This window comes from Sedimentitalea todarodis (assembly GCF_032595355.1).
Classification (GTDB): Bacteria; Pseudomonadota; Alphaproteobacteria; order Rhodobacterales; family Rhodobacteraceae; genus Sedimentitalea; species Sedimentitalea todarodis.
In genome coordinates this window covers 211,956-237,797 of sequence record NZ_JASMWN010000003.1, presented here as the reverse complement: position 1 = coordinate 237,797, position 25,842 = coordinate 211,956, and the positions used below count along the sequence as shown (strand labels likewise).

The window sequence follows — 25,842 nt, the reverse complement described above, 5'->3', positions numbered from 1 at the left end:
GACCGCGAGCCTGTGCAAAGACCTGATTTGTTGGACCGCACGGGTGTTAGCGCGTCAGCGCCTTCATCCCACGGCTCAGCCCGTCGAGCGTCATTGGCACCATCTGATCGGCGAAGATCTCTTGAATCATCTGGATCGAATGGGTGTAGGACCAGTATTTTTCCGGCACCGGGTTGATCCAGAGGTTGCTGCTCCATTGCTCGCGGGCCCGTTGCAACCAGACGCTGCCAGCTTCTGCATTCCAATGTTCATTGGCCCCACCGGGATAGGCGATTTCATAGGGGCTCATCGACGCGTCGCCGACAAAGATACATTTGTAGTCCGGCCCATAGGTCCGCAGCACTTCTTGCGTGGAGATTTGCGCATCCCAGCGGCGTCGGTTGTCGCGCCAGACGGCTTCATAGAGACAATTGTGGAAGTAGTAATATTCCAGATGCTTGAATTCGCTGCGCGCGGCAGAGAACAGTTCTTCCACGACTTTCACATGCGGATCCATTGATCCGCCGATATCCAGAAACAGGACAACCTTGACCGCGTTGTGGCGCTCCGGTCTCGTCTTGACGTCGAGATAGCCGTGCTCGGCAGTGGCGCGAATGGTTCCGTCAAGGTCAAGCTCTTCGGCCGCGCCTTCGCGCGCCCAGTTGCGCAGGCGCTTGAGCGCGACCTTGATGTTGCGGGTGCCCAATTCGACCGTGTCATCGAGGTTCTTGAATTCGCGCTTGTCCCAGACCTTGACCGCACGCTGGTGTCGGCTTTCCTTCTGCCCGATGCGAACACCTTCGGGGTTGTAGCCATAGGCACCAAAGGGACTGGTGCCGCCGGTGCCGATCCACTTGTTGCCACCCTGGTGCCGGCCCTGCTGTTCCTTGAGGCGCTCCTTGAGCGTCTCCATCAGCTTGTAAAACCCGCCAAGCGCCTCGATCTCGGCCTTCTCCTCTGCGGACAGATGCTTTTCGGTCATCTTGCGCAGCCATTCGGCAGGAATGTCGACGGCGTCCATCACCTGTTGGAAGCTTATTTGCTCCAAGCCCTTGAAGCTGGTGGCAAAGGCGCGGTCGAATTTGTCGATGTTGCGCTCGTCCTTCACCATCGACACGCGGGCAAGGTAGTAGAATGCTTCGACATCATAGGTGGCCAACCCAGCCTTCATGGCTTCGAGAAAGCTGAGATATTCGCGCAACGAAACCGGGACCCCGGACTTGCGCAGATTTTCGTAGAATGGAACAAACATCGGATCAGCCCACGAGCCGATCAATCAAGACGGTGGCGATCATCGCGACGATTCCGAATGCCATCGCCGATGCGGCGGCGTATTGCGCCATATCCGCAGCTTTGCCGCCGCCTTTCCTGGCGAGGATCACACCGAAAACGGCCCCCAGCAGAACACCTGCGATCACGATCATCGTCTGTTACCCGTTTGATTGGCTGTTACGCTTGTTGTGGGGGTTCAGCGACGAAATTTCCTGCATTTTCGCCCGCACCGCCCAATCCGTGCCAAAGCCGTATCTTGCCCATCCGACGCTGTCCAGCCTCACGGTGCGCGCCGCTTCGGTCTGGCCGGTCTGATCCAGCGCCTCTGCCTTGAGCAGCATCAGCGTGGACAGCAGCGCCGCGTTTTCAGATCGGGCCGCGACATCCAGATAGGGCTCGATCTGGCGCAGGGCATCGGAGCCAGCGCCCCTCGCGACCGCATATGCGGCTGTCTGGGTCACGATATAGGCCTGATGGAGTTGAGTGTCGGGGGCCCTGCGCAGATAGCTGAGCGCATTGGAATAATATTGCTGCGCCAGCTCGGCATCGTCGGGTTGGGTCATGCGGCCCAGCATGTAGTAGCCAAAGGCCCGGCGATGGTCCTGCCATCCGAGTTGCTGCGCTGTCGCGGCGGCGGATTGTGCGGCGCTGCGACGCTCTGCCGTTCCGGCTCCCGGACCCAGAACAATCTGCACCGAGTCGATCCAGGTACGCGGAGTGGGCGCTATGGCATGGGTCGGAAGCCGATTGCCGCTCGGGTTGATCCGCGACAGGATATCGGGCAGCTCGGTTGCGACTTCGGCCTTGGTCATGCCGCTGTAGATCTCGGGCGCGTAGGTGGCGCGCAGGATCAGCATGTCAAACCCGGTCAGGACCGTGTGTACGTTGTCGTCGTTGAACACCGAGTTGGACAGCCGATAGAGATCGTTCAGCGGGCCAAGCGCCTGAGCGAGTTCCTCGTGCAGGCAGTCGCGGATTTCCTGTGGAGTCGAATCATAGGGAAGAAAGATCGCCATGGTCTCGCGTTTCCTGAGCGTCGACCAATTGGTTTCCGGGCTGCGGCGTTTGCGGCGGTATTCCTCGATGCTGGACACATTCGGCACGACGAAACACGCCGCCTGCGGCAGGGCGCGGCGGATTTCGGCGCGGGAGATTGCCTGAATGGTGATGCTCGCGCGATCGCCCTGAGTTTGACGGATGTTGATGCCCGCTTCCTGGCGGAGTCGGTCGAGCAACCTGCGCAAGTCCGGCTCCAGGCTTGCGGGAGGCTTGCCGGTGACGCGCACGGTGATCGGGGCCTCAAACCGGGTAAACACCGGCAGGCTGCGGCCGCTCTCCAATTCGAAATGCAAGGAGAGGAAATCAGCCGCGATGTTGGCGTTGGATTGTGACGGCGCACTTGGTCGCGTCGCGGCAAAGCCTTTCATCGGCGGCAGGCTCGACTCGGCAATCGCGGCCCGGGTCGGCGTGTCGCCTAGTGGCCTTGCCGTGCATCCGGCGCAAATGGCGACAGTCAGAAACAGGACGATACGGATCATGGGCGTTGATAACGGATAAAGGGTGTGACCTTTGCGATGCGATCATACAAGGTTCGGGCGGTTTCGTTGAAATCCTGTGTAAGCCAGTAGACCGCTGGCGTGCCGTTCTTGTCCGCCACGGCATAGACGGCCTCGATCAGCGCGCGGCCAACCCCGGTGCCCCGGTATTCGGGGCGGGCGTAGAGGTCTTGCAGATAGCAGATATCTTCGATTTTCCAGGCGTGGCGGTGAAAGAGATAATGTGTCAGCCCCACCAGTCGCCCGTCCTGTTCGGCAACAAGGGCGTTGAAATCGCGCGGGTCATCCCCCAACAGTCGCGTGAATGTGCTGTCATAGACCTCTGGCGCGACGCTGGTCTCGTAGAATTCAAGATAGGCGGTCCACATCTCGGACCATTGCGACAGGTCTTCTGCGCGCAACGGACGGACAATGAGTGTGGGCGTATCAGACATGACGCCGAGTCTGACCAACCCGGTCGCACCATTCAAGACAAAAAACGCCTTTCACATCCGGCTTGGCGTTTTGGTAGCCGCGTCGGGGTTCGGGCACAGGATCGTCAGTTCGGCATCAATCGACGTTTGCGGCGGGTTCCCACGCCGAAAAGAGGCTTGTTCGCGTGCTGTGTGAATCCCGGTTTCAGGCGGCGACGCCGATCAACGACACCTGATTGCGGCCGGCATGTTTCGCTCCGTAAAGTGCTCGGTCGGCCTGGCTGATCAGCAACTGGGCGTGCTGGTCAGGTTGGATCTGTGCCATCGAGTGGGGTGGCGAGCCGACGACGACGCCGATGCTGGTGGTGACATTGATGGGTTGGGACACGCCGGCGCAATGAAACGGCAGCGCATTGATCTGGCGACACAGCCGATCAGCCGCGAGAGTCGCGGCGTGTTGATCGGCGTCGGGTATTACGATCATGAATTCTTCGCCACCCACGCGGGCGATCATGTCACGTGCGCGCACCTGGCTTTGCAGCCGGCGCGCCGTCTCGATCAGAACGGAATCGCCCGCCGGATGGCCAAAACAATCATTGATCTGCTTGAAATGATCGAGATCGGCCAGCATCACCGCAAAACTGCTGCCGGTCCTCGCGGCCTCGTTGGCGGTCGCGGCCAGATGCGGCAGCGCATATCGGCGATTGAACAATCCGGTCATCGGATCGCGCACCGCAGCACGCAGCCCATCGCGAACAGAATCGCGAAACCGGTCGGATTGTTTCTTGCGACGCAGTTGCGCATCGATTCTGAGCGATAGCTCTTCGGCGCAAAACCCGTTCTGCAGGATATCATGCGCGCCGCGGTCAAGCGCGTCGGCACCAAGATGGCGGTCAGTTTCCGGTATGATGGCAATAAGCGCGGCCTGACTGCTGAAAGCGCGGGACCTGAGATCGACGAGCAATCGCAATGCCGGCTCGGTCCTGTCGTCTGTCAGATCCACGATGATGGCATCGGGCGGTTGCCCGGTCATCATGGCATGAATGTCGTCAATCCGATGGCACTGCAGCTTGTGGTTGGACAGGTCCTTGAGTCGCGCCCGCCACACCGCGCCCGTGCAGGCCTGACTGGTCAGCAAGGCGATGTTCGATGGCGGGGCAAAGGCTGCGGCGGGTTCGGCAAAACCCATCGCGGGTTGGGAACTGTCGCGCAAATGCAGTTCTTCGGTGCTGCTTCTGGCGCGAATGAGACTCCGGATACGGGCCTGCAGGATCAGATCGTCGAGCGGCTGGCACAGCACGTCGTCGATGCCGCCTTTGAGAGCCGCGAACCGCGCCGCCCGATCGTTGTGCGCCGTCACGGCGATGATCGGCGTGTTGCGCATGCTGTCGTCGCGGTTCAGCAGCGCACGCACGTCGTGCGCGCTGCCGTCAGGCAGTGTCATCGCAGTCACGATAAGCTCCGGGCGGGTACGGCGAATCAACGCCTCAAGCCCGTCGATCCCGTTACTCTGGACCACATGATAATAGGCCGCAGATAGCTGAACCTTCAGCATGATGCGGTTTGTCGATACGCCGTCTACGATCAGAATGGTGCCTTGCACGCGTGGCGCCTTTCATGTCTTGCGTTAATATTGTTTCAAAGTGTTTATGAGAGTCCTTAACAAACTGTTTCCGATCAGGGAAAAGCCAGATCACTATGCAATATTCCGCCGACGCTGCCGAAACGCTCGCTCTCAAGGTGCTGACCTGGCTGCTTGGGCAGGACGATCTTCTGCCGGTTTTTCTGGGGGCGAGTGGCGCGTCCGAACAGGACCTGAGAACCCGGGCCGCAGAACCAGAGTTCCTTGGCTCAGTGTTGGATTTCCTGATGATGGACGATGACTGGGTGGTGCAATTCTGCGAGGCCGAGACGATCCCGTATGAACACCCGATGCTCGCACGCGCCGCGCTTCCGGGTGGGGCGCAGGTACATTGGACCTGATGAAACCCGACCGTGAAAGGCAGTGCCCGTGACAATTTCGGCCATCCTCTTTGACAAGGACGGAACCCTGTTCCAATTTGGCGCCACGTGGGAGGCCTGGGCCAGTGCCTTTCTGCTGCGGGCGACAGAGGGCGATAATGTGCGCGCAATCCACCTTGGAAAGGCGATCGGCTTTGATTTGCCCGCAGGCCGTTTCCGCCCGGACAGCGTCGTGATTGCCGGGACACCGGCCGAAGTCGCCGATGCGCTTGTACCGCATCTGCCGCACATGGCCCGGAATGCGGTGATCGACATGCTGAACGAAGAGGCCGAGATGGCGCCGCAGGCCGAGGCGGTGCCGCTGCTACCTTACCTGCAAGCCCTGCGTGCACAGGGAATGCGGCTTGGTGTGGCGACCAATGATGCCGAATCGCCCGCTCGGGCGCATCTGAACGCCGCTGGCGTTGCGGAGTGTTTCGATTTTGTGGCCGGGTTTGACAGTGGACATGGCGCCAAGCCCGCGCCGGGTCAGTTGCTGGCTTTTTCCAGAGCCGTCAATGTGCCGCCCGCGCATGTCGTGATGGTCGGGGACAGCACCCATGACCTCAGAGCCGGGCGCAGCGCGGGCATGACGACCGTCGGAGTGTTGACCGGGATGGCACGCGCCGATGAACTCGATCCTTTCGCGGATGTGGTTCTGCCCGATATCGGCCATTTGCCCCGCTGGCTGGGCCTGTAGGCGTCAGTCACCGAAAGCGACCATCTGGTCTCGAAAACGACAGGTGCTGTCGCGTTCAGACCGGAAGACGCGGCGGGTGTGTTGCTCAATGACGGGCACATATCGGAGGTCGGATCATGGCGGATGGTACAGCACGCAAACGGCGCGCGGGCGGTCGGGCCGGCAATGCGGCAAGGCGGGGCGGTTTGGTGATCGAGCAGATGGCCTGGAACCCGCCAATCAACATAGACCGGCCCGTCGAACCCCTGACCGAAGAGGGGGTTGCCGCCATTCATCTCGGGGCGATGGAGATCCTCGAAGACATCGGGATCGCCATTCTGAACCCCGAGGCGCTCGAGATATTCCGCGAAGCCGGGGCCCGGATCGAGGGTGATGTCGTGCGCCTTGGGCGCGACTTCATCATGGAGATGGTCGCCAAGGCCCCGTCACAGTTTACGCTGACGCCCCGCAACGCCGAGCGGCAAATCACGGTTGGCGGGCAAACCCTGTTGTTCGGCAATGTGTCGTCACCGCCGAATTACTGGGACATGGAAATCGGAAAGAAGGTGCCGGGCACGCGCGAGATGTGCCGCAACCTGCTGAAATTGACACAGTATTTCAACTGCATCCACTTCGCGGGCGGTTACCCGGTCGAGCCTGTGGACGTGCACGCCAGCGTTCGGCATCTGGATGTTCTCTATGACAAACTGACGCTGACCGACAAGGTGATGCACGCCTATTCCCTGGGCAAGGAACGGGTCGAAGACGTCATGGAAATGGTGCGGATCGCGGGTGGTCTGTCGCATGAAGAATTTGACGCAACCCCCCGTATGTACACGAATATCAACTCTACGTCTCCGCTCAAGCACGACTATCCGATGCTCGATGGCTGGATGCGGCTCGCCCGGCGCGGTCAGGGGCTGGTGGTGACACCGTTCACGCTCGCAGGGGCGATGGCACCGGTGACGATGGCCGGGGCCGTGGCGCAATCGCTGGCCGAGGGGCTGATCGCGATTGCGCTGGCGCAGTACATCAACCCGGGATGCCCCTGTGTGATCGGTACATTCACCAGCAATGTCGATATGAAATCGGGCGCACCGGCCTTTGGCACGCCGGAATACATGCGGGCGACGCAGATGACCGGGCAATTGGCACGGTTTTACGGGTTGCCGATACGATCCAGCGGTGTCTGTGCCGCCAACGTTCCAGACGGGCAGGCGATGTGGGAAACATCCAACAGCCTTTGGGCGGCGGTGCAGTCCGGCTCCAATATGGTCTATCACGCGGCGGGCTGGCTTGAGGGTGGTCTGATCGCCAGCCCCGAGAAGTTCATCATGGATTGCGAGATTCTGCAGCAGATCCAGCGCTATATGGATCCCTCACTTGTCGCCACAGGGCCGGACGAAATCGCGCTTGATGCGATCCGCGCGGTGGGCAATGACGGGCATTTCTTTGGAACTCAGCATACGCAGGATCGCTACACCACGGCCTTCTATCAACCGTTTCTGAGCGACTGGAAGAATTTCGAGGGATGGGAGGCGGCCGGCGCGATCTGGACACCGGAGCGTGCGCATCACCTGTTCAAACAGATCATTGCCGAGTTCGAGGCCCCGCCAATGGATGAGGCCATCCGCGAAGAACTCGCGGCGTTTGTCGCCCGCCGCAAGGAAGAGGGCGGCGCACCGACGGATTTTTGAACCTGACGGTTTACGCTCATCGGCGCATTCGCGCTGGCCTGTCCGCGGGGGTCGCAGTAGGCTCGCCGCGATGAAGAACAAGCGATCAGATCACGCCGCGCCAATGGGCCAGATGCCGGGGACCGAACATCGCCTGATCATGGCCGGACTGGGCGGCATTGCGGGTCTGGCGCTTTGGGGACTGGGGGATCGGTGGGGCGATCCTTCCGTGCCGCCAGCCCTGTTTCTGGCACTTTTCACCTTCGTTGCGACATATTCGATCGTTGCCCTGGCTCTGTCCGGACCGGTTGCCGTCGCGCGCGCGCTGATCGGCGCACTTGGCTTCGCCGTGTTCCTTACGCTGCTGGTCAGCATTGCGGGAATGCGATACATGGTGACAACCGATCTTCTTGATGAACCCGTGATGGTAAGCGTCGCTGCGGTCATCGTGCTGTTCTGTACGCCGTTCCTGCTGGTCTGGTTGCAGGATCGCTCGGCGCTGCTGCGCTATGACAGGCTGTTTGATGCGGCATGGATGCTGACGGCGCGCTATGCTCTGGCATGGGTATTCGTGGCGGCGTTCTGGCTGATTGCCTTTCTCAGCGATGCCTTGCTCGAACTGGTCGATATCGAGGTGATCGACTCGTTCTTGCGCCCGGGTTGGGTGCGTTTTGGCCTGAGCGGAGCGGTGCTTGGCCTCGGCCTCGCCGTCGTACAGGAACTGCGCCATACCCTGTCGCCCTATCCGCTGTTGCGGTTGTTGCGCCTGCTGGTTCCGCTGGTGCTGGTCGTCGTCTCGGTGTTCCTGCTGGCGGTGCCGCTGCGTGGGTTGGATCGTCTGTTCGGAGAGTTTTCGGCCGGGGGCACCCTGTTGGGTGCGGCGGCGGTCGCGGTGTCCCTGATCAGCATGGCGCTGGACCGCGATGACAGGATGGCGGTCCAGACGCGGGGGCTGAGGTCCGCAACGCAGGTCCTTGCGGTTCTGATGCCGCTGCTGACGGCGTTGACGGTCTGGGCGGTGATCACGCGGGTGCGCCAGTATGGCTGGACTCCGGATCGTATCATGGCGATGACGGTGGCGCTATTCCTGCTGACCTACGGGATGGCATATTGTGGTGCGGTGCTGCTGCGCGGTGGCTGGATGAGTCGCATCCGGCAGATCAACGTCGCAATGGCCGTGCTGGTGATCGCGGTGGCGGGCTTGTGGATGACACCCGTTCTGGATGTCTACCGGATCTCGACCGCCAGTCAGGTTTCCCGCTTCGAAACGGGCCGTACGACGATGGATCAACTGGCGCTCTGGCCGCTTGCGCATGAATGGGGTCGGGCCGGAAAATCGGGTCTTGCTGCGCTGCAATCCACGGCCGACACGTCGGACAGTACGGGCCTGATCCAGCGCATCGTTGCCGTACGCGAGGCCACGAACCGCTATCAGTTCGAACAACAGGTCCAGCACCGCGACTTGCCGGAGCGGGCCGCCGAACTCTTGGAATTGCTCCCGATACGCCCGGCCGGTGCGGTGCTTGATGCGGAAACTCTGCAAGACATTCCGGTCTTTGCCCTGAATATGTGGTTGAACGGATGTCGACATGTAACCGCCGATGGCCGGCCTGGCTGTGTGCTGGTCAAGGGCGCATTTGTTCCGTCCGTTTCGGCAGATGAACAGGCCATGATCCTGTTTCTGGATGACGACGCTGACACGCGCATCAGCCATGTGGTGCTGCGCCCTGACGATGGGTTCGTGATGCGTGATGTCTTTGATCCGGCGACACGGGCCTGGCCCAGCTTGCCTGCGGCGACGATATCCGAGATTCAGGACGGTGCCTTTGATCTGCGACCAAGCGGCGTTAACGCGCTGTCGGTTGGTGGAAAACTGCTGGCACCATCGCAATAGGCCATAATAACTAATTCGCATTTTACCTGTTGGGCGTTTCTTAACAGGCACCGGCGACAGTCGCTTTGATAAACAAGCGAGTCTGATATGCACGGGCTGATTAACAAGGCAATTCAATCGTTCTTTTGTGCCACCTATGGAACGGCGCGGTGGCTGCGGGTGACCGAAGCTGCGGGGTTTGAAAGCCCGGAATTCGAGGCGATGCTGATCTATGACAAAGATCAGTCGCGCCACCTGCTCGAGGTCATCGCCCTTGAACTGGACCGACCCGTGAACGAGGTGCTTGAGGATATCGGCACGTTCCTCGTTTCCAATCCCCAGACGGAGTCGTTGCGCCGGTTGCTGCGGTTTTGCGGGGTCAGCTATCTGGACTTCCTGCATTCACTCGATGACTTACCCGACAGGGCGCGGCTTGCGGTCTCGGATTTGCACCTGCCGGCCTTGGAACTGCGTGAACATGCCGCCGGTCGGTTCAGCCTGACCTGCGCCCCGGGCCTGCCGGGGTTCGGAGATGTGCTGGTCGGTGTCTTGCGGGCGATGGCCGATGACTACGGTGCCTTGGCAATACTCGACCATTCCGGCGGCAGCAACGGGCGCGACGTCATCACGATCACCTTGATCGAATCCGCATTTGCCGAAGGCCGGAGCTTTGAACTGGGAGTGGCGAAACCATGATTGCGCAGGATCATCTCGCCGACTGGCTCTGCACCCTGTGCCCGATGCATCTTATGCTGGACAAGACAGGTCGTATTACCGGAGTCGGTCCCACCCTGCAAAAGCTGCGACCGGATGCGCTGATGGTCGGGCAGCGGTTTCTGGAGCTTTTCGAACTGACCAGGCCAAGGTCCGTGACGAATATGGAAGGCCTGCTTGCGCATTCTGGCGCCAAGCTGCACCTGCAGTTGCGCGATGTCCCACGTACCGCGCTCAAGGGGGTTGCCGTGCCGATTGCACAAGGGGCGGTTCTGAACCTGTCGTTCGGCATTTCGGTTCTGGATGCGGTAAGGGACTATGCACTGACCAGTGCCGATTTTGCAGCGACGGACCTGACCATCGAACTCTTGTACCTGGTCGAGGCAAAGAGCGCTGCGATGGAAGCGTCGCGCAAGCTCAATCAGCGACTGCAGGGTGCAATGATTGCCGCCGAAGAGCAGGCATTCACTGACACACTGACCGGATTGAAGAACAGGCGGGCGATGAATCATGTTCTGTCGCGGATGGCGGCGGGGTCCCGGGCGTTTGCGCTCATGAACCTTGATCTCGATTTCTTCAAGGCTGTGAACGATACGATGGGGCATGCTGCCGGGGATCACGTGCTTCAGGTTGCGGCCCGTATCCTGGTCGAGGAAACGCGTGATCAAGATATGGTCGCGCGCGTCGGGGGGGACGAATTCGTGCTGATGTTTGACGGGCTGCGTGACAAGCGCCGGCTCGGCGGGATCGCCCGTCGCCTTGTCGCCCGATTGCAGGAACCGGTGCCATTCGAGGGTCAGGTCTGCAAAATCTCGGCGAGCATTGGGACGGTTCTTTCGGTGCAATCCCCCGGTCCCGATCCGGCGGACTTGCTGCACAAGGCAGATCTTGCGCTCTACGCTTCCAAGCGGGCAGGGCGGGGGTGCCACACCTTCTATGAGGAAACACCGACCGATCCGACAGGTTTTTCGCAGAGTGACGAGGCCGGGAGTCCATCGCTGCCCCGCGGTAGCGCGGCCTGATCCCACAGGCCGATCCTCAACCGGCGTGGCAATTGAAGACGCCTGCAGGTAACCAAAGCGTCGGCGGCGCGCTGGAGCGACCAGCCTTCCCACTGGCCCTATGAATGGCTCGCCGCGCAGGGGGAAAAATTCTCGAGAATCGTCAGATATGCATCTTGATGGCCAGCCGGGCGCGGGTTGCGCTCAATTTCTGCCGAACCGCCAATACGACCCTTGCAGCAGCCAAGCCCCCCGGCATAGGGTTAAGTTGTTGATAACCGGGCTTTCATGATGGCGCATGACAGGCGATCACAGTGCGGAGCGACACAGGAGACAGGTGTTTTGGAAAAGCAGGTGGCATGCGACTTGCCGTAACCCTTCTGGCGATTGCGCTGGTCGCAGTGATCGGGGCATCCGTTTACCTGTTGCTGCAGTCTTGCGGCTTGCGGCTGCCCTTCACCGGAACGACCATCAGCTTTTGCGACTCCGAGGAAAAGCTGCGGGTGCGGGCGGATCTGGCTTTGGTCGATCGCGCCAATGACGATCTGGCCATCCGAATAGGCGCATTGGAACAGAAACTCGGCGGGCTGGTCTGCAAGGCCGAGCCACCGGCACCACCCCCTCCACCCCCGCCGCCGCCCAAACCACCGGCAAAGCGTACAACGCCAAGCGGGCTGGCTCCGGATGCGTTCGACAAGAACGATATCTCCGTGATGGAGGGGTGCTGGCAATTGTCGTCCAATTATGCGGTGCGCGATATCAACACCGGCCGGATCACCCGGTTCAAATACTGGCGCATCTGTTTTGACAAGAATGGCAATGGAACGGAAATCATGCGTTCAACCAATGGCGTGCGATGCGAAGGACGGCTTTCCGGCAGAATGCGGGGCAACGGCACATTGACCATGCGCGAGCCGGGCAACCTGCAATGCAGCGACGGCTCCTCGATCTTTCGTCGGGATGTCAGTTGCAAGCTCGACGCGCGCGGCAATGCGAATTGCGATACGCACCAACCTGAAACCAATGGACGCGGCGCCGCGACGTTGCGCCGGGCCGGGAGATAGCAGCGATGGCCGACCACTTTCTATCCAAGACACGCGTAGCCCCCGAAGACTTTGTCGAAGCGGGCGGAACACCGGTGCTGGAACGATACGACGCCTTGCGGGCGCTGCTGAGCGAACGGGCCGGGCCCGAGGTGGCCGCGCTGTTTGCCGAGCCGCTGATCAGCCACGGAAATGATGCCGCCCCTCCGACAGTGGCCTGGTACGCCGACACGACGGGAGAGCCGCGCGCGCTGTCCAGCCTGTCACCCGCAGAACGGGATCGTGCCGAGGCCTATCTTTCGGATCATCTGCGCCCGTTGCGTGCACTCGCCGATCAGCCAGAGAGCGCCGATCTGGCGCTTGGCGCGCTCAGCACCTATGGGCGCGACGATGTCGTAATGGTCGGCGATCGTCCGATGATCGTGAACTGGGGTCTGATGCCCGACTGCCGCGGTGCCAACGTATCAACGCGCCCGGAGCATTTTGCAGCGAACCTGGGTCGCTATCTGACTCTGCCAACTACGGGCGCGAGAGTGCCGGAGGCCGCACCGGTCGCCGCGCCTGCCGTTGCCCCGGCGGCCGCTGCAGCGCCGGTGGTTGCGGATGGTCCTGTTCAGCGTCGGATCACACGATTGGCCTGGGTGCCGCTCCTGATTCTGTTGTTGTTGGCCGGTGGCTTTCTCGCCTGGCTTCTCATGCCGGGATCGCGCCTGTTTCACACCGACGCGCCGCCGGTGATAACCGAAGAGGCGACTTTGCGCGCGGCGCGTGAACTCAACGACAGCCTGCGTGAACGCCGGACCTCCCTGGCATCCGCGCTGGAGGGCGCCATGTGCCGCGCGGATGGAATGCTGGTGCTGCCCGATGGTCTGACCCCTGAAGGGCTGAGCCCGCCCGCGCTTGGCGTCAAACCCGAAAGCCGGGCGAGCATCGCTCCCAACGCGCTGTTGCCGAGCAGCCCCGCGCGCGTGGTGTTACCGGATGCGGCCGATCCGGATGCAGAGACTGACCTGCTCGCGGTCATCGAAGCGCGCACCGTTCTGGTGCTCGCCGGTTCGGGAAACGGCCGGGGCGCGACCGGTTCCGGGTTCGTTGTCGGCCCTGATCTGATCATGACCAACCAGCATGTAATCGCGCCTGCATTGGCGGACGGGGGACAGATAATCGTAACCGGTGGCAATCTCGAAGCACCGCAGATCGCCACGGTGGTCAAGAGTCAGGGCCCGCTGATGCAGACCGGGGGTGATTTTGCACTCTTACAGATTGCCGATACCGGCGTGTCCGCCTTTCAGGTCCATGTCCCGCAGGAATCGCTCAAGCTCAGCAACGTGGTGGCGGCGGGGTATCCGGGTGACGTGATGGCGAGTGATATCAACTTCGCGGCATTGAAAGCCGGAGACGTGGATGCAGTGCCGGGTCTGACCGTGACCGAAGGAATCGTCAACACGGAGCAGCAGATCGGGCCGGAAACGCATGTGTTGATGCATTCCGCCGCCTTGTCCAGCGGCAATTCGGGAGGGCCGCTGGTCGACATGTGCGGGCGGCTGGTCGGGGTGAATACATTCGTGCGCGCCGGGCGTTTGCAAAATCGCGGGTTCGCCCTGACCACTGCAGACATGATGGCGTTCCTGCAAGGGACCAACGCCACACCTGCAATCGATAGCGCCGCCTGTGCGCCTGTTGTCCAGCGGGCAGCGGCCGGTGCCCGCAAGGCAGAGGCAGAGTAGGCCGCGCATGTTCGAGACCCTGCTCGCCACCACGTCCTCCGAAGGGCTGCAACCGTTGGGATCTGCGGCGCAGCGGTCCTACGAACTGGTAAGCGATACTGTCCGCAGCCGGCTTTCGCCAGAGCACGCCAACCTGTTTGCCGAACCTGTGGCAACCGAGCATGGCGACATGATCGATTGGTATGCTCCGGTCACGGGCAGGGCGGTGCCAATCGCCGATCTGGGAGAAGACGCTGCCGCCGAATTGCGTGATCGGCTGGGTCATCTCATCGCGGATATTCGGAGCGAAGCAGAGAGTCTGGCGGACAGCCCTGACGTCCAGGATCAACGTCTGGCAGAGGCGTTGAACAATGCCATCGAAATCCCCTCGGAGTCGATGATCCACGCGGTGCGCCAACCTGATGGTTCGGTGCAGCCCGTTCTGGTGCATTGGGCCTGGCTTGGTGCGGAACGCAAATCGGTGCGCGGCATCCTGACGGCAATGGTGCCACGGCCGCAAACGATTGCGCCCGCGGGCACTGCGGTCGAGGCTGATCCGCCTCGATCAAGGACCTGGTGGTGGCTGATTTTACTCGGGTGGCTGCTGCTGGCGGCGATGCTGGCGTACATCCTCTACCTGATGATCGCGCCCTGCGGGCTGAATGGCGGTCGATTGTTCTTTTGTCCAAGACCCGCGCCTGAGATTTCCGCGATACCGGTCGAACGGCAGGTTCTGGAAGATGAAATCGCGGCGCTGCAGCATGAACTCGCCCTGTTGGATCGGGCCTGTCAGGCGACGATCCCGGTGTTGCCCACCACGCCGGATGCGGCCCCGACACCAGACAAGCCCCCGGTGGAAACGCCGGAGCCTGTGCAGACACCGACACCTGAACCCCAGGACAAGACCGAGCGCGACAGCAAGGATGTCATACGTGATCTTGATGCGCGTGGGGCGCGGCGTGCCGAACTGAACTTTGCGCTCTCCTGGAACACGCTGGATGACATTGATCTGGCGGTGACGTGTCCGTCCGGGCAAACGATCTCCTATTCCAACCGGGGCGATTGTGACGGGACGCTTGATCTGGACGCGAATGTGACACGGGCGGGTGCGATCGAGGATCCGGTGGAAAACATCGTATTCGATAAGGCAACGCCCGGACTCTACAAGGTCAAGGTGCGGCTCAAGAGCAATCGGGGCGACGGCGACAAGCCGGTGACGCTGCATGTCTTGCGGCGGGATGGCCGAAGCCTGACATATTCTGGTACAGTCAGTGACAAGGCCCCCGAGTGGTCGCTAAATATAAGTATTTCGAGGTAGGCAGGATGCAGCAATCTGAACACCTGGCGCAGTTGGTCGAGTGGCGGGACGAGGTGACGCTTGTTCCGTACTCGGGTACGCAGATCCTCGATTTTGGTTTCCGCATGGACAAGATCGAACTGAAGAACGCCCGTTTCGTCGAACGGGTGGTTGGCGGCACCGAAGCCGCCGAGGAATGGGCCTTGCTGCCACTGACTGGCGACGCGGAAAGCGACGTTGTGGTGGAAGAGGCTGCGACACCTGAGGATGACGAATATTCAGTGCGATCCGTCGCTGCGCTCGAGCCGTTCCTGTCAAAGTGGATTCCGGTTCCGGTACTGCGGGTCAAGACCGACCGCGGGGCAGGAGGAGAAGAACGGTTCGACCCCGGCCCGTCTAGCTGGGCGCGGATGCGAACGGTTGAACTGGACGAGCCCGATCCGCTGACCGGCGATACGCACCGTGTGCAACTGGCATTGGATACCGCGCTGATCGATGGGGACCAGAGTTTTCAATATCTTGCGCCCGAGCGCAGCGATGCCGAGAAATCACGCGATTTCCGTTTTGTGGCCGACCCTGCGCGGATGGATTGGTTCCTGCGGCGGCTTGACCCGGCGAGTGACGGGCAGATGCTGGACTTGCAGAAATGGGTGTCGGACTGGCTCGATGACCTGTTCATGTCCTACAAGCGGGCAGAGCGACCCGGGCGTCGGATCACGCATGACGACCTGCCCCACAAATTCGAACACTGGGCGCGATACCTGGCTTACCTGCGGCTGATCGACCATGCCGTGCGTATTCCGAAACTGCGCTTTGCCAATACCGTCAGCGCCTATGACAGCACCGCACCGGTCGAAGTCGAACTGGTTCTGGACGTGGGCAATTCGCGCACCTGCGGCATCTTGATCGAGCGGTTCCCAGGCGAGTCCCGGCTTGATCTGGCACGGTCTTTTCCGCTGGAAGTTCGTGATCTGTCGCGGCCCGAATTTCACTATTCCGGCCTGTTCGAAAGCCGGGTCGAGTTTTCCGAGCATCGCTTGGGTGACGAGCGCTATGCCAGCCGGTCAGGGCGGCGCAATGCCTTCCTCTGGCCCAGCTTTGTGCGGATGGGGCCCGAAGCCCTGCGGCTGGTGGCAGGAGAGGAAGGCACCGAAACCGCCTCCGGACTGTCCAGCCCCAAGCGGTATCTGTGGGATGACAAGCCGGTCTTGCAGGACTGGCGTTTTCACCATCATTCCGATCCCACCAATCTGCCCAAGGGGCTGCGCGCGGCGATGCGCCATCTGAACGAGGCGGGTGATGTGCTGGAGCAGATCGTGGCCGATGAAAAGGCGCGACTGCGCCCGCGCGGCAAGACCCCGAAGACCCCCGCCATCCGCCCCCGATTCTCGCGGGCATCGCTGTTCGGCTTCATGCTCGCCGAAATCATATCCCACGCGCTGATCCAGGTGAACGCACCGGCCAGCCGGGCCCGCCGCCCGCAATCGGAGCTCCCGCGCCGGCTTGACCGGATCATCCTGACCCTGCCGACTGCGACGACCGCGCAGGAACAAGCGATCATTCGCTCCAAGGCCAAGGGGGCGCTGGCACTGGTCTGGGCGATGATGGGGCTGCGCGACAGCGAGAGTTCGATCAGCCGGATGCCGGACCTGATTGTCGAATGGGACGAGGCCAGCGCGACCCAGATGGTCTACCTCTATTCGGAACTCACCCAGAAATTTGATGGCCGTATTGATCGTTTCCTGACGCTGAAAGGCAGGCCGCGCGCGCAAGAGCCGGGGCAGGCGGCGGCACCGTCTCTGCGGTTGGCCTGCATCGACATCGGCGGTGGCACCACCGATCTCATGGTCACGACCTACTGGGGCGAAGCGGGGCGGGTCCTGCATCCGCGCCAGACCTTCCGCGAAGGGTTTCGCGTGGCGGGAGATGACATGCTGCAGCGGGTCATCGCGGCGATCATCCTGCCCGGCTTGCAGCAGTCGATTGAACAGGCGGGCGGACGGTTCGTGGGGGAAAAGCTGCGCGAATTGTTCGCGGGCGATATCGGCGGGATGGACCAGCAGAGCGTACAGAAGCGCCGCCAGTTCGCCCTGCGCGCGCTGATGCCGCTCGCGGTGGCCATCCTCAAGACCTGCGAAACGGCGGTCGAGTTTGAACCGCTGTCGCTCGGCATTCGCGACGTCTTGCCGCTTGATGAAACGGCAGAGGACGACCTGCATATGCCGGTTGCGCTCATTGCCTATATCGAAGATGCAGCGCGTGATCTGGGGGCCAGCGACTTTCGGCTGGCCGATGTGCAGTTGACGTTCAGCCGCGAAGATGTGGATGCCATCGCGCGCGAGGTGTTTCAAAAGGCACTAAGCAACCTGGCAGAGGTGATCGCGCACCTGGGTGTGGACGTGGTCCTGCTGACCGGGCGGCCCTCGCGGTTGCCGGCGGTGCGTGCGATCCTCGAGGAAATGCTGGTCGTTCCACCCAACCGGCTGATTTCCATGCATGACTACAAGACCGGGCGTTGGTATCCGTTTCGCGATCCGGTCACGCAGCGGATCGGCGATCCCAAATCGACGGTCGCCGTGGGCGGTATGCTGATCGCGCTCAGCGACGGTCGCATCCCGAATTTCAAGGTGACGACCAGTGCCTTTCGCATGCAGTCTACCGCGCGCTACATCGGCGAAATGGACACGTCGGGGCAGATCATGGCCGAACGTGTCCTGTTTGCCGATGTTGATCTGGACGCCCGCAAGACGGAAAGCGACCTGATGGCGCGAACGACCATGTATACCCCGATCTATCTGGGATCCCGGCAATTGCCGCTGGAACGCTGGACGACGACGCCGCTCTACCGGCTGGACTTCGCAACACAATCGGCCCAATCGCGCGCGCCGTTGACCGTGACGTTCGAGCGAAGCGAATTCGACGAGGATCCTGACCGTGAAACCAGCGAAACGGCCCTGCGCCGCGAGGCAATGCGCGAGGCATTTGCAGTGACCGAACTTGAAGACAACGAAGGCACCGGCATGAAGGTGGGCGAGGTCGAATTGCGGCTGCACACGCTGGGGTTCCAGGATGACTACTGGATCGATACCGGCCTGTTCCGGTTGTGAGAGGGTGACGAGTATGACGGCACAAGACCAACAACTGCTGGCCGGGGATTGCACCGAGTTCGCGGAATTGACCGCACAGGCACAGGCGTGGATCGAAGACCCGGAAAATTCGGAACTGGTCGGGGCCGAAACCAAGTCTCTCGTGCATATGATGCGCCGCAATGCGCGCCGTGCGCGCAGGTTGGCCCGCGCTGCCCAAACCCGCATGTCGGTCAGCGTCTTTGGCCCGAGTCAGGCGGGAAAGTCGTTTCTCGTTTCGGTTCTGGCTCGTCCCCCGGATGGGCCGCTGGTTGCCGATTTTGACGGGCCGGGCGGGACGCTGGACTATATCCGCGAAATCAATCCCGAAGGCGAAGGCGAAAGCACCGGGCTGGTGACACGTTTCACCATGGACCGTGCGCCTACGCCTGACGGATACCCGGTGCGGCTTACATTGCTGAGCGAAGCGGACATCGTGCGCACCTTGCTCAACAGTTTCTTCATGGATGGCGACCGGTCGGAAGTCAGCCCCGAGCCCACCGAGATTGCCGCGCATCTTGATGCCTTCAAGGCCCGTGCCGTCGGCGCGCGTGCCGGGATGACCAGCGACGACGTTTACGAGATCGGCGAATACGTCGAAGCCGCCTTTGGCCGCGAGGCCTATGCCGTGGCTCTGCGCCCGTTCTGGGAAGAGGCGGCGACGATTGCACCGACATTGGACATTGCGGACCGCGCCGCATTCCTTGCTCCGCTCTGGGGCGGGCATCAGGCGTTTTGCGATCTGTATGTCCGGTTGGCCGATGCTCTGGCACAACTTGGTCACGCCGAAGAGGTCTTTGCCGGGTTGAATGCCCTGGTACCGCGCGAAACCTCGATCATCGACGTCAAGACGCTGTCGGGTTCGGCAGACGGTGCACCGCTGTCGGTGGTCGCAAAAGGGCGGTCTCCGGTAACGTTGCCCCGGTCCGTCGTGTGCGGTCTGGCGGCAGAATTGGTGCTGCCGATGCAATCGCTGCCCTCGGCGATGTTCTCGGAAACGGATCTGCTGGATTTCCCCGGCGCGAGAAATCGCTTTGAGCAGGATTTGAACAAGGCATTCGCGGGCGGTGCAGAGCAGATACTGCCCGAACTCCTGCTGCGCGGAAAGGTCGCCTATCTATTTGATAGATATGTGCAAAATCAGGAAATCACCTCGATGTTGCTCTGCGTTCCGGACAGTAACATGGAAACCGTCGATCTGCCGGGCCTTGTCCAGAACTGGATCGGAAATACGCATGGGGCGACGCCCCAATTGCGGGCACAGACCGATTGCGTGCTGTTTGTGGTGCTGACCAAATTTGACAAGCATCTGGGAGATTCCGCGGCAGAAGGTGGCGATGAGACCCGGTTTGAACGGCGCATGGCTGCGTCGCTCCTGGAAAAATTCGGACGCGGCAGTGACAACTGGGTCGGGGAATGGACCCCGGACAAACCGTTTTCCAACTGTTTCTGGCTGCGCAATCCGAACTATTATGTCGACGGGTTGATGGAGTATGACGCGGGCAAACGCGAAACCCGCATTCGACCTGAAAAGCAGCCTCGCATTGCCGAACTGCGCGCGGGTTGTCTGGCGGCTCCGTCGGTGAGACGCCACTTTGCCGATCCGTCCGCAGCTTGGGATGCGGCAATGTCATTGAACGACGGCGGTGTCGGTTACCTGATTTCGGCGCTCGAAAGAGTCTGCAAACCCGACAGCAAGCTGCGCCAGATTGGTGCGCAGCTTGATCAGGCGCGGCAGGAACTCAGACAGGCGATCAGTCCGTTCCATGTGGCCGATGATTTGCAAACCCGAATTGCCGAGAAGAAACAAGTTGTAAGCCGGATCATCGACGATCTGGAAGACGCCTTGGCGCGGCACCGCTTTGGTGCGGTACTCGCGGCGCTGATGGTCGATCAGGACGAGATCGAGGGCCGTATCGCGCGGGTGCCAAGCTCTGTCCGGATCACCAGCGCTGTGAGCGCGGCAGGCGGCGGTAGCAGCCCGGCAACTGCCGATGCCCCGGTCTTGCAGCGCCCCGGCCGGCCAGCGCGTCCGGATCCAACCGTTCAAGCTGAAGATGTGAGCCAGCCGGATGTCCGCACCATGACGCTGGAACAGTTTCAGTCCGAAACAGCGATCGAGCTCTGGATCGACCGGATGAAGCAGTTTCGCGATGACCGTCTGCGTCGCAAAGCCTATGGGCTGGGCGATGTCACGGCAGGCGATCTGGTGGCAGAGCTGATACATGCCGCGCGACGGACCGGATTGGGTCGGGACACGGCGGAAGGGCTCAAGGAAATCAACTTCGGGCTGACAGTCGAGAAACAGGCACAGCCTGCCTCGATCCTGGGTGCGGAGAGCATCAACCGGTTTGTGTCTACTCTGGGCATGCTGGACGTGGCGGAATCCGACCGCCCGCAGGTGCAGACCTCCGATGGCGGGAACCGCGCGATCTTCAGCGCGCCGCCCGCCGCTGATAGCGTCGACGACTTGCCAGCAACGCCCAAGGCGATGGCAGAGCAAATGTGGAGCGACTGGGTGTTTGCCCTGGATGCCGTTGCGCTTGCCAATGCCAAGGATGGTGCCGGTGGTGAAATCAACATCGAACAGAACCTGCGCCTTGGCCAAATTCTTGCCTCGTTGACCGGGCCGTCTGCCGCATGACCTTGCGGGTTCACCCCGACCCGCAGGAGCCTGCCGGTGGTTTTGCGTTTCTGGAGCTTGAGACAGGCAGCCTGCCGGACGGGCCGCAGCATGTCGCTGTCTTTGATGCATTTGGCGAGCGCTGGCTGGCGCGCGCCAAAGATACCGACGCGTCTGGCGGCATTGGCAAGGCGCTTTGGCAGACGGAGCGATACGAGTTCGGGCCTTACGAAGTGTATCGGCACGATGGTGCAGATTGGGTGCGGATCGGGCCGGAGATTGTCAATCAGCTAGATGAATACGCGCCTTTGCGTTTCACCTTGGCCGGTCGAACCCATGAAGTAAGCTGGCCAGACAATGTTCCTCAGCGTGCGGGCGCTGCGGTGTTGGGCGGGTTGCAGCCGGTTGGCCGCAAGCAGGCCGAGATCATCGACCGGCGAGTCGGGACGGTGGAACTGGACAGCCCCGAGGATGACGGGATCGTCGTTCCCGAACGTCCCGTCGCGACTGAAAACGCACCCGAGGAGTTGGGCGTCGAACCCGAACCCGGTCGGTCGTGGTTGTTGCCCTTGCTGTTGGCAGTAGTGTTGGTCGGGGCATTCCTCGCTTGGTATTTCTGGCCGGACCCGGAACCCGCGCCCGCGCCCGCGCCCCTCGCGACCGGGCAAGCTGAGCCCTGCAGCCGTGCAACACTTGCCGCGACCAGGGGGGGCTTTGTCGCAATTGCCGACGCGATCCGTGCCTGCGGATCGGATGTTCAGCCGGATACCGCGCTTAGCCTTGTGGAAGAGGCCGCAGCAGTCGATGATCCGGATGCGCTGTTGTTGTTTGGCACGCTCTATGATGGCGAATCGCTGGATCCGAGGATCGAGAATCTGACCGGTCTCACATTTGTGGATGATCCGGCGCAGGCGGCGGAATACTATGCGCGTGCGGTCAACGCCGGATCCGATGCAGCAGCCGAGAACCTGAGCAAGACATGCGAGCGTTTGGCCGACGATGACGCGACCTTAGCCAGAGGGGCTTATGATGATTTCTGTTCGTAACTGGTTTCATGTGCGTGCGGCCATTGCGGGCTGTGTCGTCCTGATGATGCCGATGGTTGTTCCGGTGGTCGCGGTGGCGCAGGGTACGGAACGGCCCTTGCTCGTCGAAGGGCGCAAGACAGTCTATCAACGGGTTCTGACCCGCCCCGGCGCGCTCAGCTATCCAACGCCGGGTGAGGCCGCGACGCGCGGTTATCCTGCGTTTCAGCCGCTCTACATCTATGATGTTCAACCGGGCTGGTTCCAGGCCGGCCCTTCGATCAGCGGCGGGGCGACCGGTTGGGTGCAGGCCGGATCGGTCGTGCCCTGGAAACAGAACATCGTAGCGGCCTTTACCAACCGCGCGGGGCGAGCGCGGCAGTTTCTCTTTGAGAGCGAAGCCCAGCTGCGCCGGATGATGGAACACGAATCACTGCGCGAGACGCAGACCCGGATGCTGGCCGAAGTCGCGGCCGGAAGCGTCCCGGAAGCGCGCGGGATCGTCGCCGTGGAACCGCCGGAATACGTCAACATCGTCGATCAGCTTTACCTGATGCCGATCCTTGATTTTGTTCAGGATCTGCATCCGCTGAACTACGAGGAAAACCTGTTGATGAAGGTCGCCTCGGTGCCGCTGCGCGAAGCAACAGAGCCGGCGCAGGCGCAAGCCGACAGTTTTGATGCCGGGATCGTCTTTGTTTTTGATACCACCCAGTCGATGGAACCCTACATCCAGCGTACGCAGGCGGCGGTGGAACAGATCGTTGACGATTTGCAGGGCACCGAGATCGGTAAGCGGGTGCAGTTCGGTGTCGTCGCATTTCGCGACAACACCGAGACCACGCCCGAACTGGAATACCGGACGCGCACATTGTTGCCATTGCAACGTCGTCAGGATCAGACCCCGGTCGTAGCCACGATCCGCGCCGCAACCCGTGTCGCGCAGATCAATTCGCCGGGCTTCAACGAAGACAGCCTGGCCGGTGTGGAAGATGCGGTCGATCTCACCGACTGGAGCGGTGGCGGTCGCGATCCGTTCGACGCCAGGATCGTGATCCTGATCACCGATGCCGGTCCCAAGGACGTGCGTGATCCCAATGCCCGAACCCAGATTGGGGCCAAGGAATTGCAGCGGGATGCGCAGGACAAGGGTGTTGCAATCATGACCCTGCACCTGCAGACCCCGGCAGGCGGCGAGGCTCAACATGCCTATGCCGCCGCGCAGTATCGCGATCTGTCGCGGTTTCACGAAGACACCTTCTATTACGGGATCGAAGATGGATCGCCGCAGGCCTTGCAGGATTCTGTCACGCGGCTGGTCACTGCGATTACCGATGTGATTCGCGTTGCACGCAATGACGCACCCGTGCTCGCACCCGAAGATACCGGCCAGGAGATGGTCAATCTGGGTCTTGCCCTGCAACTGGCCTATCTGGGCCGGTTGCGTGGCACCCAGGCGCCAGATGTGATCGAAGGCTGGGTGTCGGAAAAGGCGGTCGAGGATCCGTCAAAACTGGCCATCGAACCGCGGTTGCTGGTGACCAAGAACGAAATGGCGACGATGGCCGACTTGCTGTCGCAACTCTTGACGCTTGGCGAACAGAGCCGGAGCGCGGAAGATGCGGCGAGTTTTTTCACCCAGGTGCGGGATGTCGTGGCACGAATGGCGCAGAACCCCGATCGGTTGATCAACACCGAAAGCGACACGTTGGGCGGCGCGCTCGAATTCCTTGATGATCTTCCTTATGAAAGCCAGTTGATGTTGACGACCGAGGATCGCTGGGCGCAAAGCGCGATGAACAGGCGGGCCATTCTGGACGGGATGCGGCAGAAACTGGCACAATATCGCAAATGGTTGCTCGACCCGGATGTCTGGACCCCGCTCTATGAAGGCGCGCCGGATGGTGAATATGTCTTTGCGATGCCATTCGATGTGTTGCCCTAGGGCCGATGGTGCGCGGTCTGACCCTTACGGATGGCCGGATTGAACTGCGCGACCGCGATCGTGCGTTCCGGTTGCAGGTTGATGAGCTGACGCTTGCGCCGGGGCAGGCCGTGGCCCTGACGGGAGCCAGCGGATCGGGCAAGACGCTGTTGCTGGAATTGCTCGGGCTGTTGCGCGCGCCGGGTAAGGGGACGGTCTTTTTGTGTGACGGCAAGAACTTGGCGACGCTTTGGGGCAGGGGCGTGCGCGATGCCGATCTGGCGCGGATGCGCGGGCAACTGTTCGGGTTTGTGCCGCAGACCGGCGCGTTGATGCCGTTTCTGTCGGTGACTGAAAACATCGCGCTTCCCCAGCATGTGACCGGACGCGAAGATGCTGCATGGTGCACGGCGCTGATCGACCGGTTGGGGATCGGCGATGTCGCGTCCCTGATGCCGGGGGCGCTGTCGATCGGCCAGCGGCAACGCGTGGCCATCGCGCGCGCGCTGGCGCACAGGCCGCCCTTTGTCATCGCGGATGAACCCACCGCCGCGTTGGACAGTGACAGCGCTGACGTGGTGTTGGATCTGCTCCTGGCTGCGGCGAAAGAACAAGACAGCGGCGTGATCCTGTCAAGCCATGACACCGACCGAGTCGCGCGCTTTGGTATTCCTCGTCTTGCGCTGACCACCGAGTCACAGAATGGTGTCGTGACCAGCAGGCTGGAGCCGGCGCCATGTTGATCGCGACGCTGGCATGGCGCGATCTGATGCGGGATCGGTTCTTTCTGTTCTGCAACGTGGCGATCATGGTTGGAATCCTTGTGCCGCTCCTGGTGTTGTTCGGCGTCAAGAACGGCGTTTATTCGGCGCTGATCGGAGAGATGCTCGCGGACCCGGCCAACCGGCAGATCGACACACAGGGCAATGCCTCTTTCACGGACAGGGATCTTGCCCCCCTGCGCGGCTGGCCGGAGATCGCGTTTCTGACACCCAAGGTGCGGGGCCAGTTCGATTTCATGAACGTCCGCGCGAAAGGAGGGCGCAGAATGCGGCCCGCGCTGATCATCCCCACGGGGGGCGGCGATCCGACATTGCCGCGCGGCACCGAGATCGCGGGCAACCAGGTTGCGGTCAGCGCCCAACTGGCCGCGCAGCTTGATCTGGACGCTGGCACCGAACTGCAGTTGATCAGCCAGGCCGAGGGCCGTCCCAGGCAACTTGTTCTGCCGGTCACCGTGGCGGTGATCCTGCCGGAAACGGCCACGGCGGGGCGCGCGGTGCTGGCCCCTTTCGAAATGCTGGACTTGATCGAAGCCTTCTATGATTCCTACAGCCTGCCGGATCATGGCATCACAGGGACGCGCGATCTGGCGGACCGGGTGCCGTCCTACGAGGGGGTGCGGGTCTATGCCAGAGGTCTTGAGGACGTCGCAGCACTTCAGGCCCGGATCGAAGATCACTTGTCCATCGGCACCACGGCGCGCACCCGCGAGGTTGAATCGTTGCTTGGTTTGGGTCGCAAGCTGAACCTTGCCCTTGGGTTGACCGCCGCGTTGGCCGCGCTTGGTCTTGGCGCGGCGCTGGTGCTTGGGTTCTGGTCGGACGTCAGCCGAAAGAAGACGGTCCTGGCCGGCATTGCGCTGTTGGGTATTCCCGGTCACACGCTCGCGCTCTTTCCTGTGGTTCAGGCGCTGATCACGTCGCTTGCGGGTTTGGCGCTCTCTTTTCTGCTGTATCTTGGTGCCGGCCGCATCGCCGGTGCGATGTTCGGACAGGGGCTTCCCGATGGCGCGTCGCTGACGCAGATACCGGCCGCACAGGGGGTGGCGATCTGTCTTGGAGTGCTTGTGCTGGTTCTCGGAGCTGCGGCGGTTGCGGCGTGGTCGGCTCAGCGGCTGGACCCGGCAAGCGTTCTGCGGGAAGGGTCGTGATC

Annotated in this window: 20 protein-coding genes; 15 read left to right on the top strand and 5 right to left on the bottom strand. The window is 61.7% G+C overall.

Annotated features, from left to right (window positions below; translation table 11 throughout):
• Positions 1-46: 46 nt before the first annotated feature.
• The 5 genes from QO231_RS05945 to QO231_RS05925 all read right to left on the bottom strand — a co-directional run bounded on the left by QO231_RS05945 (position 47) and on the right by QO231_RS05925 (position 4,823).
• Positions 47-1,231: a vWA domain-containing protein gene (locus QO231_RS05945; RefSeq protein WP_316774254.1), complete on the bottom strand. Its 1,185-nt coding sequence runs from the start codon at positions 1,229-1,231 to the stop codon at positions 47-49.
• 4 nt (positions 1,232-1,235) lie between these two features.
• Complete coding sequence (locus tag QO231_RS05940; protein ID WP_316774252.1) at positions 1,236-1,403, bottom strand: hypothetical protein; 168 nt, start codon at positions 1,401-1,403, stop codon at positions 1,236-1,238.
• Positions 1,404-1,409: 6 nt separating this feature from the next.
• Positions 1,410-2,789: a DUF2927 domain-containing protein gene (locus QO231_RS05935; RefSeq protein ID WP_316774251.1), complete on the bottom strand. Its 1,380-nt coding sequence runs from the start codon at positions 2,787-2,789 to the stop codon at positions 1,410-1,412.
• Positions 2,786-3,241 (bottom strand): GNAT family N-acetyltransferase, encoded by a 456-nt coding sequence (locus QO231_RS05930; RefSeq protein ID WP_316774249.1) that lies wholly within the window; start codon positions 3,239-3,241, stop codon positions 2,786-2,788. Before QO231_RS05930 ends, QO231_RS05935 begins: the two co-directional genes overlap by 4 nt.
• 184 nt (positions 3,242-3,425) lie before the next feature.
• The gene (locus QO231_RS05925) at positions 3,426-4,823 is read right to left on the bottom strand and encodes a diguanylate cyclase (protein ID WP_316774247.1); all 1,398 of its coding nucleotides are present in this window, start codon (positions 4,821-4,823) and stop codon (positions 3,426-3,428) included.
• A 95-nt stretch (positions 4,824-4,918) separates the two neighbouring features.
• Here QO231_RS05925 and QO231_RS05920 point away from each other — a divergent pair, with 95 nt between their 5' ends.
• From QO231_RS05920 to QO231_RS05850, 15 genes are all read left to right on the top strand, one after another.
• Positions 4,919-5,203 (top strand): DUF3572 domain-containing protein, encoded by a 285-nt coding sequence (locus QO231_RS05920; protein ID WP_316774245.1) that lies wholly within the window; start codon positions 4,919-4,921, stop codon positions 5,201-5,203.
• Between the two features lie 28 nt (positions 5,204-5,231).
• On the top strand, positions 5,232-5,921 hold the full coding sequence (locus QO231_RS05915) for an HAD family hydrolase (protein WP_316774243.1): 690 nt from the start codon (positions 5,232-5,234) through the stop codon (positions 5,919-5,921).
• A gap of 116 nt (positions 5,922-6,037) precedes the next feature.
• Positions 6,038-7,597, top strand: coding sequence for a trimethylamine methyltransferase family protein (locus QO231_RS05910; protein WP_316774241.1), 1,560 nt, complete (start codon positions 6,038-6,040; stop codon positions 7,595-7,597).
• Between the two features lie 70 nt (positions 7,598-7,667).
• Positions 7,668-9,470, top strand: a complete 1,803-nt coding sequence (locus tag QO231_RS05905) for a DUF4153 domain-containing protein (RefSeq protein ID WP_316774239.1) — start codon at positions 7,668-7,670, stop codon at positions 9,468-9,470.
• 87 nt (positions 9,471-9,557) lie between these two features.
• Positions 9,558-10,145: a heme NO-binding domain-containing protein gene (locus QO231_RS05900; protein ID WP_316774237.1), complete on the top strand. Its 588-nt coding sequence runs from the start codon at positions 9,558-9,560 to the stop codon at positions 10,143-10,145.
• Entirely contained in the window at positions 10,142-11,185 is a 1,044-nt protein-coding gene (locus QO231_RS05895; protein WP_316774235.1) for a diguanylate cyclase domain-containing protein, read from the top strand. Before QO231_RS05900 ends, QO231_RS05895 begins: the two co-directional genes overlap by 4 nt.
• 338 nt (positions 11,186-11,523) lie before the next feature.
• Positions 11,524-12,228: a hypothetical protein gene (locus QO231_RS05890; RefSeq protein WP_316774233.1), complete on the top strand. Its 705-nt coding sequence runs from the start codon at positions 11,524-11,526 to the stop codon at positions 12,226-12,228.
• Positions 12,229-12,233: 5 nt separating this feature from the next.
• Positions 12,234-13,934, top strand: a complete 1,701-nt coding sequence (locus QO231_RS05885) for a serine protease (RefSeq protein ID WP_316774232.1) — start codon at positions 12,234-12,236, stop codon at positions 13,932-13,934.
• Positions 13,935-13,941: 7 nt separating this feature from the next.
• The gene (locus QO231_RS05880; protein WP_316774230.1) at positions 13,942-15,231 is read left to right on the top strand and encodes a hypothetical protein; all 1,290 of its coding nucleotides are present in this window, start codon (positions 13,942-13,944) and stop codon (positions 15,229-15,231) included.
• Between the two features lie 5 nt (positions 15,232-15,236).
• Complete coding sequence (locus QO231_RS05875; RefSeq protein WP_316774228.1) at positions 15,237-18,317, top strand: virulence factor SrfB; 3,081 nt, start codon at positions 15,237-15,239, stop codon at positions 18,315-18,317.
• A 13-nt stretch (positions 18,318-18,330) separates the two neighbouring features.
• Positions 18,331-20,979 (top strand): virulence factor SrfC family protein, encoded by a 2,649-nt coding sequence (locus tag QO231_RS05870; RefSeq protein ID WP_316774226.1) that lies wholly within the window; start codon positions 18,331-18,333, stop codon positions 20,977-20,979.
• Entirely contained in the window at positions 20,976-22,004 is a 1,029-nt protein-coding gene (locus QO231_RS05865; RefSeq protein WP_316774223.1) for an SEL1-like repeat protein, read from the top strand. The genes QO231_RS05870 and QO231_RS05865 overlap by 4 nt, the downstream gene beginning before the upstream one ends.
• Positions 21,985-23,928 (top strand): vWA domain-containing protein, encoded by a 1,944-nt coding sequence (locus QO231_RS05860; protein WP_316774221.1) that lies wholly within the window; start codon positions 21,985-21,987, stop codon positions 23,926-23,928. Before QO231_RS05865 ends, QO231_RS05860 begins: the two co-directional genes overlap by 20 nt.
• Positions 23,929-23,936: 8 nt before the next feature.
• Positions 23,937-24,650 carry an ABC transporter ATP-binding protein gene (locus tag QO231_RS05855; protein WP_316774220.1) on the top strand — a complete coding sequence of 238 codons (714 nt, stop codon included), beginning with the start codon at positions 23,937-23,939 and terminating at the stop codon, positions 24,648-24,650.
• Positions 24,644-25,840 carry an ABC transporter permease gene (locus QO231_RS05850; protein ID WP_316774219.1) on the top strand — a complete coding sequence of 399 codons (1,197 nt, stop codon included), beginning with the start codon at positions 24,644-24,646 and terminating at the stop codon, positions 25,838-25,840. The genes QO231_RS05855 and QO231_RS05850 overlap by 7 nt, the downstream gene beginning before the upstream one ends.
• Positions 25,841-25,842: the final 2 nt, after the last annotated feature.